18 protein-coding genes, 1 tRNA gene and 1 pseudogene are annotated in these 16043 nt (G+C 69.6%); 10 read left to right on the forward strand and 10 right to left on the reverse strand.

From position 1 onward, the window contains the following. Nucleotides 1-44: 44 nt before the first annotated feature. The 8 genes from HWX58_RS09985 (at nt 45) to HWX58_RS10020 (ending at nt 7851) form a co-directional block, all read left to right on the forward strand. Nucleotides 45-956 carry a ParA family protein gene (locus HWX58_RS09985; protein WP_227531360.1) on the forward strand — a complete coding sequence of 304 codons (912 nt, stop codon included), beginning with the start codon at nt 45-47 and terminating at the stop codon, nt 954-956. Next, nucleotides 940-1836, forward strand: coding sequence for a segregation and condensation protein A (locus HWX58_RS09990; protein WP_438268251.1), 897 nt, complete (start codon nt 940-942; stop codon nt 1834-1836). Before HWX58_RS09985 ends, HWX58_RS09990 begins: the two co-directional genes overlap by 17 nt. After that, nucleotides 1826-2446 (forward strand): SMC-Scp complex subunit ScpB, encoded by a 621-nt coding sequence (gene scpB, locus HWX58_RS09995; protein ID WP_175987500.1) that lies wholly within the window; start codon nt 1826-1828, stop codon nt 2444-2446. The genes HWX58_RS09990 and scpB overlap by 11 nt, the downstream gene beginning before the upstream one ends. Then, entirely contained in the window at nt 2443-3252 is an 810-nt protein-coding gene (locus HWX58_RS10000) for a pseudouridine synthase (RefSeq protein WP_175987502.1), read from the forward strand. Before scpB ends, HWX58_RS10000 begins: the two co-directional genes overlap by 4 nt. Further along, the gene (locus HWX58_RS10005; RefSeq protein ID WP_175987504.1) at nt 3249-4373 is read left to right on the forward strand and encodes a prephenate dehydrogenase; all 1125 of its coding nucleotides are present in this window, start codon (nt 3249-3251) and stop codon (nt 4371-4373) included. Before HWX58_RS10000 ends, HWX58_RS10005 begins: the two co-directional genes overlap by 4 nt. After that, entirely contained in the window at nt 4366-5148 is a 783-nt protein-coding gene (gene cmk / locus HWX58_RS10010) for a (d)CMP kinase (protein WP_175987506.1), read from the forward strand. The genes HWX58_RS10005 and cmk overlap by 8 nt, the downstream gene beginning before the upstream one ends. Beyond that, complete coding sequence (der, locus tag HWX58_RS10015) at nt 5138-6661, forward strand: ribosome biogenesis GTPase Der (protein ID WP_175987508.1); 1524 nt, start codon at nt 5138-5140, stop codon at nt 6659-6661. The genes cmk and der overlap by 11 nt, the downstream gene beginning before the upstream one ends. Before the next feature lie 119 nt (nt 6662-6780). Further along, nucleotides 6781-7851: a Glu/Leu/Phe/Val dehydrogenase family protein gene (locus HWX58_RS10020; RefSeq protein ID WP_175987510.1), complete on the forward strand. Its 1071-nt coding sequence runs from the start codon at nt 6781-6783 to the stop codon at nt 7849-7851. On the opposite strand, the gene HWX58_RS10025 is transcribed toward HWX58_RS10020, so the two are convergent. After that, complete coding sequence (locus HWX58_RS10025) at nt 7848-8405, reverse strand: phosphorylase family protein (protein WP_175987512.1); 558 nt, start codon at nt 8403-8405, stop codon at nt 7848-7850. The genes HWX58_RS10020 and HWX58_RS10025 overlap by 4 nt on opposite strands. Nucleotides 8406-8495: 90 nt before the next feature. Between HWX58_RS10025 and HWX58_RS10030 the strand changes: the two are divergent. Beyond that, nucleotides 8496-8987, forward strand: a pseudogene (locus HWX58_RS10030) (NUDIX domain-containing protein); the annotation flags it as partial. Between the two features lie 5 nt (nt 8988-8992). Here the strand turns inward: HWX58_RS10030 and HWX58_RS10035 are convergent. From HWX58_RS10035 to HWX58_RS10045, 3 genes are all read right to left on the reverse strand, one after another. Further along, entirely contained in the window at nt 8993-9352 is a 360-nt protein-coding gene (locus HWX58_RS10035; RefSeq protein ID WP_175987557.1) for an RNA-binding S4 domain-containing protein, read from the reverse strand. A 17-nt stretch (nt 9353-9369) separates the two neighbouring features. After that, a complete protein-coding gene (locus HWX58_RS10040; RefSeq protein WP_175987516.1) occupies nt 9370-10041 on the reverse strand; it encodes a lysoplasmalogenase family protein in 672 nt (223 codons plus the stop codon). A 126-nt stretch (nt 10042-10167) separates the two neighbouring features. Continuing rightward, nucleotides 10168-10641: a GNAT family N-acetyltransferase gene (locus tag HWX58_RS10045; RefSeq protein ID WP_368356423.1), complete on the reverse strand. Its 474-nt coding sequence runs from the start codon at nt 10639-10641 to the stop codon at nt 10168-10170. A 198-nt stretch (nt 10642-10839) separates the two neighbouring features. On the opposite strand from HWX58_RS10045, the gene HWX58_RS10050 reads away from it, so the two are divergent. Continuing rightward, nucleotides 10840-10913: transfer RNA gene (locus HWX58_RS10050), tRNA-Pro, on the forward strand. Between the two features lie 209 nt (nt 10914-11122). Here the strand turns inward: HWX58_RS10050 and HWX58_RS10055 are convergent. From HWX58_RS10055 to HWX58_RS10080, 6 genes are read right to left on the reverse strand one after another with little or no spacing between them, the layout of a single operon-like run. Next, nucleotides 11123-12349, reverse strand: a complete 1227-nt coding sequence (locus HWX58_RS10055) for a tyrosine-type recombinase/integrase (protein ID WP_175987518.1) — start codon at nt 12347-12349, stop codon at nt 11123-11125. After that, nucleotides 12333-12548 (reverse strand): helix-turn-helix transcriptional regulator, encoded by a 216-nt coding sequence (locus HWX58_RS10060; protein ID WP_020628096.1) that lies wholly within the window; start codon nt 12546-12548, stop codon nt 12333-12335. The genes HWX58_RS10055 and HWX58_RS10060 overlap by 17 nt, the downstream gene beginning before the upstream one ends. After that, nucleotides 12545-13117 carry a hypothetical protein gene (locus tag HWX58_RS10065; protein WP_175987559.1) on the reverse strand — a complete coding sequence of 191 codons (573 nt, stop codon included), beginning with the start codon at nt 13115-13117 and terminating at the stop codon, nt 12545-12547. The genes HWX58_RS10060 and HWX58_RS10065 overlap by 4 nt, the downstream gene beginning before the upstream one ends. 15 nt (nt 13118-13132) lie before the next feature. Then, nucleotides 13133-13588 (reverse strand): single-stranded DNA-binding protein, encoded by a 456-nt coding sequence (locus HWX58_RS10070; RefSeq protein ID WP_020624341.1) that lies wholly within the window; start codon nt 13586-13588, stop codon nt 13133-13135. A 53-nt stretch (nt 13589-13641) separates the two neighbouring features. Continuing rightward, nucleotides 13642-15438 (reverse strand): type IV secretory system conjugative DNA transfer family protein, encoded by a 1797-nt coding sequence (locus HWX58_RS10075; RefSeq protein ID WP_175987520.1) that lies wholly within the window; start codon nt 15436-15438, stop codon nt 13642-13644. Further along, complete coding sequence (locus HWX58_RS10080) at nt 15435-15992, reverse strand: hypothetical protein (RefSeq protein ID WP_051050192.1); 558 nt, start codon at nt 15990-15992, stop codon at nt 15435-15437. Before HWX58_RS10080 ends, HWX58_RS10075 begins: the two co-directional genes overlap by 4 nt. Nucleotides 15993-16043 lie beyond the last annotated feature (51 nt).

Here is a 16043-nt window from a genome sequence, read left to right on the forward strand (position 1 = left end):
GCGAACCGGCGAATACGCAGGTGACTGGCTAGAATCGAGCAAGCATGAAGGAAGCAGGAGATTCGGTGGCTCAGAACGCGACGAAGACCAAGGGCAAGACGTCGAAGGCCGACGACATCGTCTTGGGTCCCACGGGGCGTCCGTACCACGGCTTCCCGATCCCCGCCCCGCTCGACGCGCACGGACCTGCGCGCATCATCGCGCTTTGCAACCAGAAGGGCGGCGTCGGCAAGACGACGACCTCGATCAACCTCGCAGCATCCCTCGCCGAATACGGCCGCAAGGTGCTCGCCGTCGATTTCGATCCGCAGGGCGCGCTGTCTGCCGGTCTCGGCATCCAGACCCACGATGTGCCCACCGTCTACGACCTGCTGCTGGACACCAAGCGCGACGCGCACGACGCGATCGTGGCGTCCGCTGTCGCCGGTCTCGACGTCCTGCCGGCGAACATCGACCTGTCGGCCGCCGAGGTGCACCTCGTCAACGAGGTCGCCCGCGAGACCATCCTCGCGCGCGTGCTGCGCCAGGTCGCGGGGGAGTACGACGTCATCCTCATCGACTGCCAGCCCTCGCTCGGACTGCTCACGGTCAACGCGCTCACGGCGAGCCACGGCGTGCTCATCCCGCTGGAGTGCGAGTTCTTCGCGTTGCGCGGCGTCGCCCTGCTCATCGAGACGATCGAGAAGGTGCGCGACCGCCTGAACCCGGCCATCGAGCTCGACGGGCTGCTGGCGACCATGTACGACGCGCGCACGCTGCACTCGCGCGAGGTGCTCGAGCGCGTGGTCGAGGCGTTCGGCGACGACGTGCTGGAGACCGTGATCGGACGCACCGTGAAGTTCCCCGACGCGTCGGTGTCGGGTGTTCCCATCACCGAGTTCGCGCCGGAGCATGCCGCCGCTCAGGCGTACCTGCGACTGGCCCGGGAGCTGGTCGCCCGTGGCGCCGTCGCGTAGCGAGGATGTTCTCGACCCTTCGACAGGCTCAGGGATCGACTCCGCGGACACTCCGATCCCTGAGCCCGTCGAAGGGTCGGATCCAATTCCTGAGGCCGACTCCGGATTCCGCGTCTCGCTGACGAACTTCGACGGGCCGTTCGATCTGCTGCTGAACCTCATCTCGAAGCACGAGATGGACATCACCGAGGTCTCGCTCAGCGCCGTGACAAACGAGTTCATCGCGTACCTGCGCGAGCTCGAGGCCGAGGAGGAGCTGGATCAGGCATCCGAATTCCTCGTCGTCGCGGCGACCCTGCTCGACATGAAGGTCGCCGGTCTCCTTCCGCAGGGCGAGCTCGTCGACGCCGAGGCCGTCGCGCTGCTCGAGGCGCGCGACCTGCTGTTCGCCAGGCTGCTGCAGTACCGGGCGTTCAAAGAGGTCTCCGCATGGTTCGCGCGCTGCCTGCAGCGAGAGGATCGCCGGCACACGCGCGCCGTCCGGCTGGATGAGAAGCACCGCCGCCAGACGCCGGAGCTCGTCTGGACGCTCAGCGCCGACGACTTCGCCGCCCTCGCCCTGCTCGCATTCGCGCCCAAGGAGATCCCCACCGTCGGCTTCGACCATCTGCATGCGCCGCTGGTGAGCATCCGCGAGCAGGCGGCGATCGTCGTGGCCCTGCTGCGGAACACCGAGTCGTTGACGTTCCGCGAACTCGTCGCGGGGACGACCGAGCCCGGCATCGTCGTGGCGCGGTTCATCTCGGTCCTCGAGCTGTACCGGCACGCGGCGCTGTCCTTCGAACAACTGGAACCGCTCGGCGAGCTGACGCCCCGCTGGGCAGCCGACTCCTGGTCGGATGAGACACTGGCGACCCTGGGGGCCGACTATGACCGATGACACCTCGACCGCTGACCCTGCCGAGACGACCGCTGACCCTGTGGAGCCGCCGACGACCCCGCTGACCGAGCGGCTCGAGGCCATCCTGCTCATCATCGACGAGCCGCTGGGCCTGGTCGCACTGGCCGCGGCCGTCGGCTCTCCGGTGCCCGCCGTCCGCCAGGCCATCGAGACGCTCGTCGACGACTACGACGGCAAGGGAACGGGTCCGCGGCGGGGCTTCGAGCTGCGCGAGGTCGGCGGAGGCTGGCGCCTCTACGTCCGGGAGGACCACGACGCGCTGGTCGCGGAGTTCGTCGGCGGGCAGGCGCCGGCGCGCCTGTCTCAGGCGGCCCTGGAGACGCTCGCCGTGATCGCCTACAAGCAGCCGGTCACGCGCAGCCAGGTGGCGTCCATCCGCGCCGTGAACGTCGACTCCGTCGTGCGCACGCTGCTCGCGCGGGGCCTCATCACCGAGCTGTTCGCCGATTCTGAGACCGGCGCCATCAACTACGGCACCACGGACGCGCTGCTGCAGAACCTCGGCATCAACTCGCTCGACGAGCTGCCGCCGATCTCGCCGCTGCTCGACGACGGCGCCGACGGATTCGACGAAGGAACCATCCGATGAGTGACAACGCCGCCCCCGCGGGCGTCCGATTGCAGAAGGTGCTCGCCGCAGCCGGCGTGGCATCCCGCCGCGTCGTCGAGCAGTACATCGTCGAAGGGCGCATCAGCGTCAACGGCGAGGTCGTCACCGAACTCGGTCGGCGCATCGACCCCGAGACCGACCTCGTCGACGTCGACGGCACGGCCATTCAACTCGACGTCTCCAAGCGCTACGTGATGCTGAACAAGCCCACCGGAGTCGTCAGCACCATGAAGGACGAGAACGGCCGACCCGACCTCCGCCGTTTCACGAAGGAGTACGAGGAGCGGCTGTACAACGTCGGGCGGCTGGATGCCGAGACGAGCGGCCTGCTGATCCTCACGAACGACGGCGAACTCGCGCATGTGCTCGCGCATCCGTCCTTCGGGGTCACCAAGGTGTACATCGCCAAGGTCGAGGGCGCCGTCACGGCGCAGACGATCGCCAAGCTGACGAAGGGCTTCGACCTCGAGGACGGCTTCATCCAGGCGGACAAGGCGCGGCTCCTCGACACTTCGACGGGCTCAGTGACCGGGAAGGCGGCATCGAGCCTCGTCGAGCTCACCCTGCACTCCGGGCGCAACCGCATCGTGCGTCGCATGATGGCCGCGGTGGGGCATCCCGTCACCGAACTCGTGCGACGTCAGTTCGGTCCGCTGCACCTGGGAACCCTCCCGGCGGGGAAGAGCAGGGAACTGAGTAAAATCGAACGTGGTGCGCTGCTGACTCTCGCGCGCCACGATGCCCCTGCGGACGCCACGCCGGGAGACGCCCAGGAGACCGAGTGAGCGACAGCGCCAGAACCCATGGCAACGGCAATGCGCCGCGCCTCTCGGGGACCGTGCGCGTCGTCGGCGCCGGTCTCCTCGGCGCGAGCATCGGTCATGCACTGCGTGCGAAGGGCGTGGATGTCGTCCTCGCCGACACATCGCCCGCTCAGCTGCGGCTCGCCATCGATTACGGAGCCGGACGCGCGGCTCGCGACGACGACTCACCGTCGTTGATCGTCGTCTCGGTTCCGCCGGACGTGACCGCTGACGTCATCGAGGCGGAGCTCACGAGATACCCGGATGCTGTCGTCACGGACGTCGCGAGCGTGAAGCTCGAGCCGTTTCGTGCGCTCACCGAGCGCGGCCTCGATCTCACGCGCTACATCGGCTCGCATCCGCTCGCCGGCCGGGAGCGCGGGGGAGCGATCTCGGCGCGCGCCGACCTGTTCATCGGGCGCCCCTGGGTGGTCTGCCGCGACGAGGAGACGCGACCTGCCGACCTCGCCCTCGTCGAGGACCTCGCGCTCGACGTCGGCGCGATGCCGCTCGAGATGACCCCGCAGGAGCACGACCGCTCGGTCGCGCTCATGTCGCACGTCCCGCAGGTCGTCGCGAGCCTCCTCGCCGCACGCCTCGCGACGGCGGACGAGGACGCCCTCCGCCTTGCCGGCCAGGGCGTCCGCGACACCACGCGCATCGCGGCATCCGCGCCGGAGCTGTGGGTGCAGATCCTCGGCGCCAACGCCGAGCCGGTCGTCGACGTGCTCGATGCACTCGCAGCCGACCTGAAGACCGTGTCGGATGCGCTGCGCGAGCCCGGAGCGCCCGGGGCCAGGCGCGTGGTGGCCGAGGCGATCCGACAGGGCAACGACGGGGTCGAGCGGCTGCCGGGCAAGCACGGACAGAACCGCCGATTCGAGCAGCTCGTCGTCATGGTCGACGACACCCCCGGTCAGCTCGGACGCCTGTTCGGCGAGCTCGGCGAGCTCGGCGTGAACGTGGAGGACCTGCGCCTGGAGCATTCTCCCGGCGCGCAGTTCGGCCTCGCCGAGATCAGCGTGGCCCCGGCCGCACTGCTCGGAGCCGTGGACGGGCTGCAGCAGCGCGGATGGCGGATTGCAGGAGCGACCAATGAGTGACCCTTCGATCCCCACGCCCCACTCCAGCCAGCGCTCCGCGCTGCCCGGAGCCTCTGGGGCGCGTGGGCCCGGCGCAGGAACCGAGAACTTGCCCGGTGCGGGCAAGTTCATCGCGATCGACGGACCGGCGGGCTCGGGCAAGTCGAGCGTCTCGGCCGCCATCGCGCGCCAGCGCGGCTACGGGCTGCTCGACACGGGGGCGGTCTACCGGGCGCTGGCCTGGTACGTGCTCGAGCGCGGTGATGACACCGATGATCCGCAGGCCGTGCTGGCCGCAGCATCCGACTTCGATCTGCGTCTCGGGCTCGACCCCGACGACCGGACCGTCGCCGTCGGCGACACCGACATCACGGCCGCGATCCGCGAGCCGCGCGTGTCCGGCGCGGTCAGCGGCGTCGCGCGCGTGCCCGCCGTGCGCGAGCAGGTGAACATCTTCTTCCGGTCGCTCGTCGCGAACGCCTCGCATCCGGCGGTCGTCGTCGAGGGGCGCGACATCACGACCGTGGTGGCGCCCGACGCGCCCGTACGCATCCTCCTGACCGCGGCGCCCGAGGTGCGCGCGGCCAGACGAGCCGGTGAACTCGCCGGCGAGAACGCCGCAGAGGTCGCTGCTGCGCTGCACAAGCGCGACGCCTCCGACAGCGCCGTCGTCGACTTCCTGAACGCCGCAGAGGGCGTCGAGGTCGTCGACACCACCCACCTCGATTTCTCACAGACCATCGACGCCGTCCTCGCGGTGATCGACCGAAAGCAAGGAGCGGAACATGGCCGCTGAAGACGAATACGAAGGCGGCCCCGACCGTCTCGCTGAGAAGATGGACGAGCTCGACGAGCAGCTCGCCGAGCAGCGGGCCGAGGCCCTGCGCGCCGGACTCGCCGATTACGACCTGGACGAGGAGGATGCGGCGCTTCTCGCGGGCCTCAGCCTCGCCGAGGGCGGAGTCGAGTTCCTCCCCGCACTCCCGGTCGTCGCGATCGTCGGACGCCCGAACGTCGGCAAGTCCGCCCTCGTGAACCGCATCCTCGGCCGTCGTGAGGCCGTCGTCGAGGACACGCCCGGTGTCACCCGCGACCGCGTGACGTACAAGGCGGAGTGGAACGACCGTCGCTTCTCGCTCGTCGACACGGGCGGCTGGGAGCCGGACGCCAAGGGCATCGACCGCTCGGTCGCAGCTCAGGCCGAGGTCGCGATCGACCTCGCCGACCTCGTGCTGTTCGTCGTCGACGCCATGGTGGGCGCCACCTCCACCGACGAGCACGTCGTGAAGCTGCTGCGCAAGAGCGGCAAGCCGGTGTTCCTCGTCGCGAACAAGATCGACGACACGCGCCAGGAGCCCGAGGCCGCGGCGCTGTGGAACCTCGGTCTCGGCGAGCCGTACCCGACCTCGGCTGTCCACGGCCGCGGTGTCGCCGACCTTCTCGACGCCGTGCTCGAGAAGCTGCCCGAGGTTTCGGCGGTCGCCAAGCACGAGATCGGCGGGCCGCGGCGCGTCGCGATCCTCGGTCGCCCGAACGTCGGGAAGTCGTCGCTGCTGAACAAGGCCGCGGGGGAGGAGCGCGTGGTCGTCAACGACCTCGCCGGCACCACCCGCGACCCCGTGGACGAGGTGGTCGAACTCGGCGGCAAGCTGTGGCGACTGGTCGACACGGCCGGCATCCGACGCCGGGTGCATCTGCAGCAGGGTGCGGACTTCTATGCGTCACTGCGCACGTCCGCCGCGCTCGAGAAGGCGGAGGTCGCCGTCGTCGTGCTCGACGTCTCCGAGCCCCTCAGCGAGCAGGACGTGCGCATCATCGACCTGGTGCTCGAATCCGGACGCGCGCTCGTGCTCGCCTTCAACAAGTGGGACCGCCTCAGCGACATCGACCTCGAGAACCAGGACCGCCGCCGGTACCTGGAGCGCGAGATCGAACAGGACCTCGCGCACGTCGCGTGGGCTCCGCGCGTGAACATCTCGGCGAAGACCGGTCGGCACCTCGACAAGCTCGTGCCGGCACTCGAGACCGCGCTGGAGAACTGGGATCGCCGCATCCCGACCGGCAAGTTCAACGCGTTCATCTCCGAGCTGGTCGCAGAGCACCCGCACCCGCTGCGCGGAGGCAAGCAGCCGCGCATCCTCTTCGGCACGCAGGCGTCGACGCGTCCGCCGACGTTCGTGCTGTTCACGACCGGGTTCCTCGACCCCGGCTACCGCCGGTTCATCCAGCGCCGCCTGCGGGAGCTGTACGAGTTCGAGGGCACCCCGATCGTCATCAACATGCGCGTGCGGGAGCGCCGCCAGCGCTGACGTCAGCGGGCGCGGCGGCCTTGCCGAAAGGCGGGCCGGGTGGTGCAATGGAGGGTGGATGCCGCAACCTGACGGCGTCCGTTCATCGCTGCCCACAAGGCCTGCCGAAAGAGGATGCAATGTCGCACACCCTGCCCCTTCCCGCGTTCACTCACGAACGGGTGGAGGTGATCACCGGCCGGCGCAGCGGACTGTTCATCGCCGTCGCCCTGCACTCCTCTGTTCTCGGTTCGGCTCTCGGCGGTGCGCGGCTGTGGACGTACCCGCACTGGAGCGATGCTCTCGGTGATGCTCTGCGTCTGTCGGCGGCGATGACGTTGAAGAACGCGACGGCCGGGCTGGATGCCGGTGGCGGCAAGTCCGTGATCGGACTCGAGGAGGGGACGGTCCTCGACGCCGAGCGCCGCCGTGACGCGTTCCTCGATCTCGGCGACGCTGTCGAGTCCTTCGGCGGCCTGTACCGCACGGCGGAGGACGTCGGATCGACCATGGACGACATGGCTGTCGTGGGGGAGCGCACCGCGCACGTCGTGGGTCTTCCCGATGCTGCGGGCGGCTCGGGTGAGCCGGCCGGTCCCACGAGCCTGGGCGTCTACGAATCGTTGCGCGCGGTTCTCGAGCGCACCACGGGTACGGGCAATGTCGCGGGACGCCGCATCACGATCTCGGGCCTCGGCCAGGTCGGCGGGCGTCTGGCGATCCGTCTCTCGGCCGAGGGTGCGATCCTCACCGTCACCGACGTGAACCCCGCCCGTCGCCACCTCGCCGGTGAACTCGGTGCGACCTGGGCCGAGCCCGGAACCGAGCACCTCGCGTCGTCGGATGTCTTCGTCCCGGCCGGTATCGGCGGCCTCCTTACCGATGACGTCATCGACGCCCTGGACACCCGTGCCGTGTGCGGTCCGGCGAACAACCCGCTGGCGAACCACGCCGGCGCCGACCGGCTCGCCTCGCGCGGCATCCTGTACGCCCCCGACTTCGTCGTCAACGCCGGTGGCGTGATCTATCTGGACAACGAGGCCAAGCAGCGCGGCACCCGTGAGGAGATCATGGGCCAGGTCGCGCAGATCGGCGACACGGTGCGGCGCATCCTCGCCGACGCGGAGGAGCGGGGCATCACGCCGCTCGCCGCCGCGGAAGAGCTTGCTTCGGAGCGTCTGCGCGCCGGGGCACCGGCCCTCGCCGGCTAGACCCCGTACACCTCGCGGACGCGATCGCGGAGTTCGTGGGAGCAGGCTGTCACGGCCTGCTCCCACGTGAGGTTCGCGCCGTCCTGGGCGTTGTCGGACACGGCCTTCCAGATGCGGATCGGCACGCCGAACTGCTCGGCGACCCAGGCGTAGGCGAACGACTCCATGTCGACGAGGCGCCCGCCGAGGGAGAGGATGAGCTCGACGGCTTCGGCGTCGTCGATGAAGCTGTCGCCGGTCGCGATCGAGACGTCGCCCTCACCGAGCTGCATGCGCTGCGGCATCGAGACGTGCTCGCCGCGGACGCCTTCTTCGTTGATGACGTCGTGCTGGAACGCCCAGTGCACTTCGTGCACGCCGGACCCGATGGTCTCGTCGATCGCGCCGGCCGTGCCGACGACGAGGATCTCGTCGTACTGGGCGGCATCGAGAGCGCGGGTCAGCGCGTAGGTGGCCTTGAGCTTGCCGGGGCCGGTGACGAGGCGCTCGAACCCGGGGAGGTTCTCGGGGAAGGCGACGAGTTCTGATTCGAGGGCGGCGACGAGGAGTTTCACGGTTCCATTCTCCCAGAGCAGGGCGCTGCCACCGCGAAACCTTCCGCAACGCGCAGCCCCGACCGCCGTCTCCTGTGAAAGGCTGGAACCGTGACGATCGTTCCCCCACAACCCGGAGAGCCGCGGCGCCCGCTGGGCCCCCGCAATCCGGGTGACGCCTGGGTCGTCGCCGAGACGGGGGAGAAGTACTGGGGCCGCTTCGGTGCGGCAGGTCTCCTCGCCGTCGATGCCGAGCGCGGCATCCTCCTTCAGCACCGCGTGAGCTGGAGCCATTTCGGCGGCACGTGGGGACTGCCGGGCGGCGCGCTGCACGAGGGCGAGACGCCGATCGACGGTGCGATCCGCGAGGCCACCGAGGAGGCCGGAATCCCCGAGGGTGCCGTGCAGGTGCGGTTCACCAGCGTGCTCGATCTTCGGATCTGGTCGTACACGACCGTGGTCGCCGACGTCGTCGCGCCGTTCGAGCCGGTGATCAGCGACCCCGAGAGTGTCGCTCTCGAGTGGGTGCCGATCGACGAGGTCGACCAGCGGCCGCTGCATCCGGGGTTCGCGGATGCCTGGCCCCGTCTGCGTGAGCAGCTGAACGCCTAGTCCCGACCTCGCAGCCGATCGATCTCGCGGCGTTCGCGCTTGGTGGGGCGCCCGGCCCCGCGGTCGCGCACGCCGAGGGCGGCGACGGGTTCGCGCGCGGGTGTGCGGTCGTCATACGCGAGTGCCGCGACGGGGGCGCCGACGCGCTTCGTGAGCGTCTGGCGGACGATGAGGATGCGGTCGAATCCGCTGATTCTGATGCGCACCTCGTCACCCGGCTTGACCGTCTGCGCGGCTTTGACCTTGTCGCTGTTGACGCGTACATGCCCCGCGCGGCATGCGGTGGTCGCGGCGGAGCGCGTCTTGTACACGCGGATGGCCCACAGCCAGCTGTCGATGCGCACCGGCTTCGTCATCATCGGGTTCTGCGCGTTCATGCGGTGGCCTTCTTCCGCAGGGATACAAGGGCGCCGGCGACGAGAAGTCCCTGCCCGAGCGCGTAGGTGAGCATGACGAGCGGGCTCGTCCACGCAGGCATAGCGTCGGCCATGAACAGTCGGAAGGCGAGGATCGTATCGCTGGCGAGGAAGAACACCCCGCCGACGGCGATGAGCGGGTGGCAGCGGGCCGCGACCGCCGCAGTGCCGCCGAGGACGATTCCGTATGCGGCGACGGCGGGCAGCAGTGCTCCGGTGTGCGGGCCGAGGATGATGATCATGCCGATCCACCATGCCGCGTAGACGAGCGTCCACCACGGCAGCCGGCGTATACGCAGGATGCGTGCGAACAGCACGATGTAGGCGATGTGCGCGAGGCCGAAAAACAGGAGCATGAGCGGCAGCTCGGGGCCGCCAGGGAAGAATTCGCCGGCGCCGTCGCCGAGCCAGGAGAGCGCGATGGCGGCGAGCAGCAGCAGGATCGCGAGAGACGGCTGCAGACGTGCGGAGACCAGCACCGGGATCGCGAGCAGCGGCATCAGCCACAGCTTCGTCGGACTCGCGATCTCACTGCCGACCGCGAGCGCCCGCACATGCACGAGCGACATCGCCGCGAAGGGGACGAATGCCGTGAGGAGGATCGTTCGAGGCAGGATGCGGCGCGGCATCCACCCATCGTAGAGCGGGTCGTCAGGCGACGGTGAGGCTGGCGATCGGGCGTTCGGGCTTGGGGCCGGGGATCGCGGTGAAGCCGGCGGCCAAGAACGTCGACAGAGCGCCGTGGAACAGATCGTTCACGTGCGGCTTGGTCTTGCTCGTGTCGATCGGGTAGCCCTCACGCGGGCACCGGAGTCCTTCGCGAATGCGACGGCCGCGTCGAGTAAGGCGGCGTTCAATCCCTGGCCACGATGCTCCTTGCGGACGACGAAGCAGCTGACACCCCACACACCCTCGTCGTCGAGGGGCTCGTACGTTGTCGCGACGATGTTGCGGGTGCGCCCGAGGCGCCGCTGCGCGGGCCGCGGACCCACGCGGATCCAGCCGGCGGCCTCGCCGTCGACGTAGGCGACGATCCCGGGCGGGCGGTCGGATGCCACCTCCTGCTGGAACAGCGCCGTGCGCTGGGCGAGGTCGGTGGCCTCCCACTCCTTGTTGGTGAGGACCGGCCAGACGCATTGACAGCCGCGACCGTCGCCGCCGCCGCTCAGAGCATGCTGGATGTCGTCCCACACGGCAGGGCTTGCGAGTTCGGTGGTGATCGTGGGCATGTGCGGGAGGTTACGCCGAGCCTCCGACACGGGCAAGCATCCTGGTTCGCGAAGGCTTCGTCGTGCGGCTAAGATAGGGGAGTTGCCTGCGCGCGAGCGCACGACAACGGGCTGTGGCGCAGCTTGGTAGCGCACTTGACTGGGGGTCAAGGGGTTTACCCCGCTCTGATCGGCCCGAACAACTGAAAATCGATGCCACGGGATGTGGCGCAGCTTGGTAGCGCACCTGACTGGGGGTCAGGGGGTCGCAGGTTCAAATCCTGTCATCCCGACAGAAAAGCCCCGATGAGAAGCCATTTTCATCGGGGCTTCGTCATGTCTGACGACGGGTTTTTGTTGGTCCCCCTCTGGTCCCCTCGCCAAGGCATCGATGCCGCATCACAGACGTCGGAGGGCATATCTGGCTCTCTGGAAAACGCCGCCTGTGGATAAGGGGACCAAAAGGGGACCAGAGCCCCCGGTCGTGGCTTCCGGCTCCCCGTCACAGTGGCCTCGAGGCCTCACGCCGGCTCGGTCTGCTGGCCTTGGCGGATCGGGCGAGGAAGGCGTTGGCCTGCTCTGCGGCGGATGCGAGGTGGCGGTCGTCGGGGTGCAGGTATCCGCGTGTGGTCTCGACGGAGGCGTGGCCGAGGATGTCCTGGAGGACGTGCAGCGGGATGCCTGCGTCTGCCATCCAGGTGGCTCCGGTGTGCCGGAGGCCGTGCCGGGTGAGGTCGGGCAGGCCGAGATCGCTGACGATCTGGTCCCAGTTCGTGGCGTCCCGCACGGTCGCGGTCGTGAGAGCGCCGCCCTTCGGGCCGATCAGCAGCCGGTCCTCGGGCTCCTTGCCTTCCGCGAGCCGCTCGAGGATCGGGCGGAGCGGGTCGAGGATCGGGACGCGGCGTTCTCTCCGGCCTTTCGTCTGTTTCGTGATGAGCCCGCCTTTGCCGGGGTAGGTCTGCCGTGCGATCATCACGATGTTCTTGTCGAACCGGACGTCACCGGCCTGAAGGCCCGAGACCTCGGATGAGCGCGCTGCGAGGAGGGCGGCGAGCATGACGAAGTCGGAGTAGGACTGGTGAATGTTCCCGCAGGCTTCAGCGAGCGTCGTCAGCGTTGCCATGTCGGGGATCGCATGCGCGCGCGGGGAAGCATCCTCCGCAGGCTGGAGACGGAAGGCATTGCGGTTCAGGCTGCGCTTGGCACGGTTCTTCGCGGGGTTGATCGGGATGAGCCCGTCGCGCACCGCTTCATCGAGGACCCGCACGAGCGGGGCGATGGAGTTCTTGATCGTTGACGCCCCGTGCCGTTTCTCCCAGGCATCGATGGTGCGGTCGATGATCCCGGCGGTGATCTGCGCGACCGGCAGGTGCCCGAGGGCAGGTAGCACCCGGAGCTTGAGACCGTACCCGTAGGTCTCCCCGGTGGAGGTGGGGTCGAGGCCGCGCGCCCATCGGTCGCCGATCGTGGTGACGAACTCGGTGAGCGTCATGGACACGTCCATGCCCTTGGCCGATGACTGCCGCAGCGAGTCGAAGAACTCGTGCGCCGCAGCCTCGTCATCGACGATCTCGGAGCGGATGATGCGGCGTTTGCTGATCGGGTCCGTCCAGCGGGCACGGGCGCGGATGCCGTAGGAGCGACGTTCCAGGTCGGTGGAGATCTTCACGCCGACCGGAGGCGCCGGCTTTGGCTGCGCGTGCGGGAGCGGCTCACCCTTCCGGGGCATGGCTGTCCTCCAGCCCAGCCAGCCAGGCGTCGACCGCGTCGATGCGGTACCGGGCGATCCCGCCCAGCCGCAGGAACGGCGGCCCCTGACCAGCCGAACGCCACCTCGACAAAGTCGACTCGGACACCTTGAGATAGGCGGCGATCTCCCGACTGTCCATTAGAGGCGAGACCACGATCGTGCCGCCGGTATCGCTCATGCGACTTCTCCGGTGTTCGGGTCGAGTCCGGCATAGAAGTCGTCCTCGGCCTGGCGGCGCGCGGCGACATCGTCGAGGACGAACTGCACGAAGTCCTGATCCCGGTGAGCGATGATCGTGTCCTCGACCGGGCCTGCCGGGTCCTCGCCGGGCCAGGTGGTCTGCCGGGTCGGGCGGTCTCGGTCGAGACGGGTTCCGGAAGCGGCGACCCAGTCGCGGAGCCGCTGGCGGGCGTCGGCGAAGTCGCGATGCCAGCCCAGCGGCGCGGAGCCGTTCTGCTCCGGGTCGTAGGCGGACAGCCAATGCAGGTGCAGAGCGCTCAGCTCCCACAACAGCTCCGGGTGGCGGTGCCAGAACGGCGGAACTACCGAAGCAGGCAGCCCGTAGGTGCGGCGGAGCCAGTCGCCCCAGCGGTTCAGCTCCAGCCACTCGGCCTCCGCTTCCTCGCTGGTCAGGAGGTTCCAGTTGATCGGGTGCGGAGGCTCCGGGATCAGCGGCCCGTCGAACTCCGCGGCCTCCCCGTCCAGGTCCGGTTCGTCGGTCTCGGGGGCGGTGTCGTTCTGGTTCATCACGGTCACCGCCGTTCAGAGCCCGAGCGCCGGTGCGGCGCCGCGTGATTCGCGGCGGGCGCCGACATCGACGGTCTGCCCCGCGGTCTCCTGCGTGACGGCGGGCTGGCGGCGGGTGCGGTCGACCTCGTAGCTCGTGCGGGCGAGGTCGTGGCCGAGCTTCTTCGCGACGAACTCCTCGGACTTGACCACCTCGCCTTCCGGCGTGGCGCGGTCGTACTCGCGGGTGTAGCCCTCGGCGACGAACTTGTCTCCCTTGGCGAGCCGGTCGTGGGCGCGCTCGGCGGTCTTCTTGAACGCCACGAGGTCGTGGAAGGTCGTCTCGGTCTGCGTGAACGACCCGTCCGGCTCCTTGCGATAGTGCTCCTGCCCGATCTTGGCGTAGAACCGGGCATCGCCCCGCTCCGTGTAGGTGAGCTGCGGGTCGGAGGCGATGAACCCCGAGACGGATTCCTGCGTGTGGAGAGCCATTGGACTGCCCCTCTTTCTGACATCGGCGGCGACCCCACGGTGGGGCCGCTCTGTCAGGCAGGTGCGCCCGGCGGCTCCTCCGAGCGGTGCTGCAGCGTCGCCTCGATGTCGGCCCGGTCGTCGCGCAGCTGTTTCGCGTCGGGCCGGTCGGTCCAGGTCCGCAATCGGGTGACGATGGGTGGTGCGGAGCGCAGCAGCACCAGTGCAGTCCCGAACGGGAGGGTGCGGATCGTGTCGGGCGGCATGATCGGCACGCGGCGGATGGAGCGCTGTGCGGAGCGGGAGCCGTGGTCTCCGACCGTGGTGGAGTCGGTCACTTCGTCGCGCTCGCCGATGAGCGTGGTCAGGTCGTGCAGGTCCTTGGAGTTCGACGCTCCGCCGAGGACGATCTTGACGATAGAGGCGTCCCAGATCGCGCCGGCCGCGTTCTCCGACCACTTCTCCCGCGCCTGCGCGAGGCTTTGGAGTACGGGCATGGTCGTGATCCCGGTTCCGCCGCCCTCTGCCATGAGCGTCGGCAGCGAGGGCAAGGGTGCGAGGTTGCCGACCTCATCGAGTGCGAGCAGCAGTGGCGGGGCGAGGCGGGCGCCGGGGCTCGTGGCGGCGAGGCGGCGGGCGGCTTCCACGACGTCTTCCACGAACGCCGCCACCAACGCAGCGGAGTTGTTGGCGCCGGCTCCGGTGGCGAGCAGATAGAGGGTTCCTCGGTCGCGGAGGAACGCTTCGGGGTCGAAGTCCTCGTCCTCGCGCGGCGAGACGGCGTCGAGCACGCGCGGGTCTGCCAGCGCGGCGAGGGCGAGGGAGACGCCTTGCCAGATGGAGTCGCGCGTGCGGGGGTCGGAGTCGATCATCGCCTGCAACGAGTCCGCCCACCCAGTCGCCGCTCGCGGGTTCGCGGTGAGGATCGCCACTGCGTCCGCGGCGGCGGAGGGGTCGAGGGTCCAACGGAACAGCTCCGAGGGCGGCCGGTGATCGAGGGCGGCGGCATGGAGGAGCGCCTGGAGCGCGGTCCTCGTCTTGCCCTCCCAGAACCCGCCTCCCTCGACCCCGCCGGCCGAGAGACCGGTGCCGGCGGCAAGGCCGGTCGCGCGGATCATCGCCGTCAAAGGGTCCTCACACCCGCGGATGGGTGACCACCTGAGCCCGGCGGGTAGGCCTTCGGCGAGGTGCTGGGGGTCGAACACCGCGACAGGGCCGATCTTCTGCCGGGCGCGGAGCGTCGCGGTCAGGTTGTCCGGCCGCGTCGATGTGGTGACGACCGCGCCAGGGGCGTCCAAGATGGCGTTGATGACGATGTGGGCGCCCTTCCCGGAGCGGGGCGGGCCGATCAGCAGGATGCTGTCTTCGACGGACGCCCAGACGCTCGTGCCATGTGAGGCGCCGATCCGGTAGCCGACATCCTTCGGCTGCGGCTGGTGGAGCGAGGGCCGCAGGTGACCGGCCCGGCGCAGCAGCGCCGCCTCCGAGGCGGCCTTAGCGACCTCGTTGCGGGTGGCGATCCCGGCGATGCGGTACGGGTCGGTATTCACTTGACGGCCGTGCTCGCGGAAGAACCGCCACGTCCACCAGCCGGCCACTCCGGCGCCGAGGACCAGCAGACCGGCGGTGATCCAGTACGCCACGGCGCTCAGGCCCGGTGCGCCGAGCGCGGTCGCTGGGTCACCGGGGCCCAGCAGCACGCCCAGTCCGGCTTCGACTCCGCCAGTGGGCTGGTTGACGCCGGTGATCCAGGCGGCGACGGACCCGGCGCCGCGGAGGATGGCGGCGAGGACCGCCGTGCCGATGAGGATGCCGATGCCGAGGTTGCTCAGCTCGTCCCCGAGCGCTCCCGTGGGCCGGGGCGTGCTCATTCGGGGTGGCCGATCGTGAGGGTGCCGGAGACGCGGCCGAGCAGGATGACCTCGCGGGTCGGGGTCCCGGCGAGCTGGTGGGCTTCGACGAGGCCGCGCATGGTGCCGTCCGGGGCGGCATCGCCGTGGGCGATGACGACGGCGATCGCGACGTCCTCGCCGGGAACGAACCCTTCCCCGTGCAGCGCGACGAGTTCCGCCGCCGGTCGGCGGGCCGGTTCTTCCGATGCCGGCTCTGGATCGGGTTCGGTGCGGCGGCGCCTGCTCGGGGTGATGATGTCGGTGAACACGGTTCCGTCCGCTTCGCGCACCTCGACCCGCACCGGGGAGCGGCGCAGGTCGGTGAGCTGGTCGAGGACGCGGGCGAAGTCCTCCCGCCGCCACGGCGGCGCGAACGGCTCCGGCTCGAACGGCGCCCCGTCGACAGTGACGGTCATGCGGCCGTCCTCGGCGATGGTGATGGCGACGAGCGGGAGCACGACCGGCACGGGCTCGGCACTCCCGCTTCGGGATGCGGGTTCGCCCCAGGATCGCTTGTAGCGGGGCCGGAGCATCAGGAATCCTGCCGATCGTTCGGGATTCCTGAAGGCACGTCGAGATTCCCG

This window comes from Microbacterium tenebrionis, assembly GCF_903645325.1.
GTDB lineage: Bacteria > Actinomycetota > Actinomycetes > Actinomycetales > Microbacteriaceae > Microbacterium > Microbacterium tenebrionis.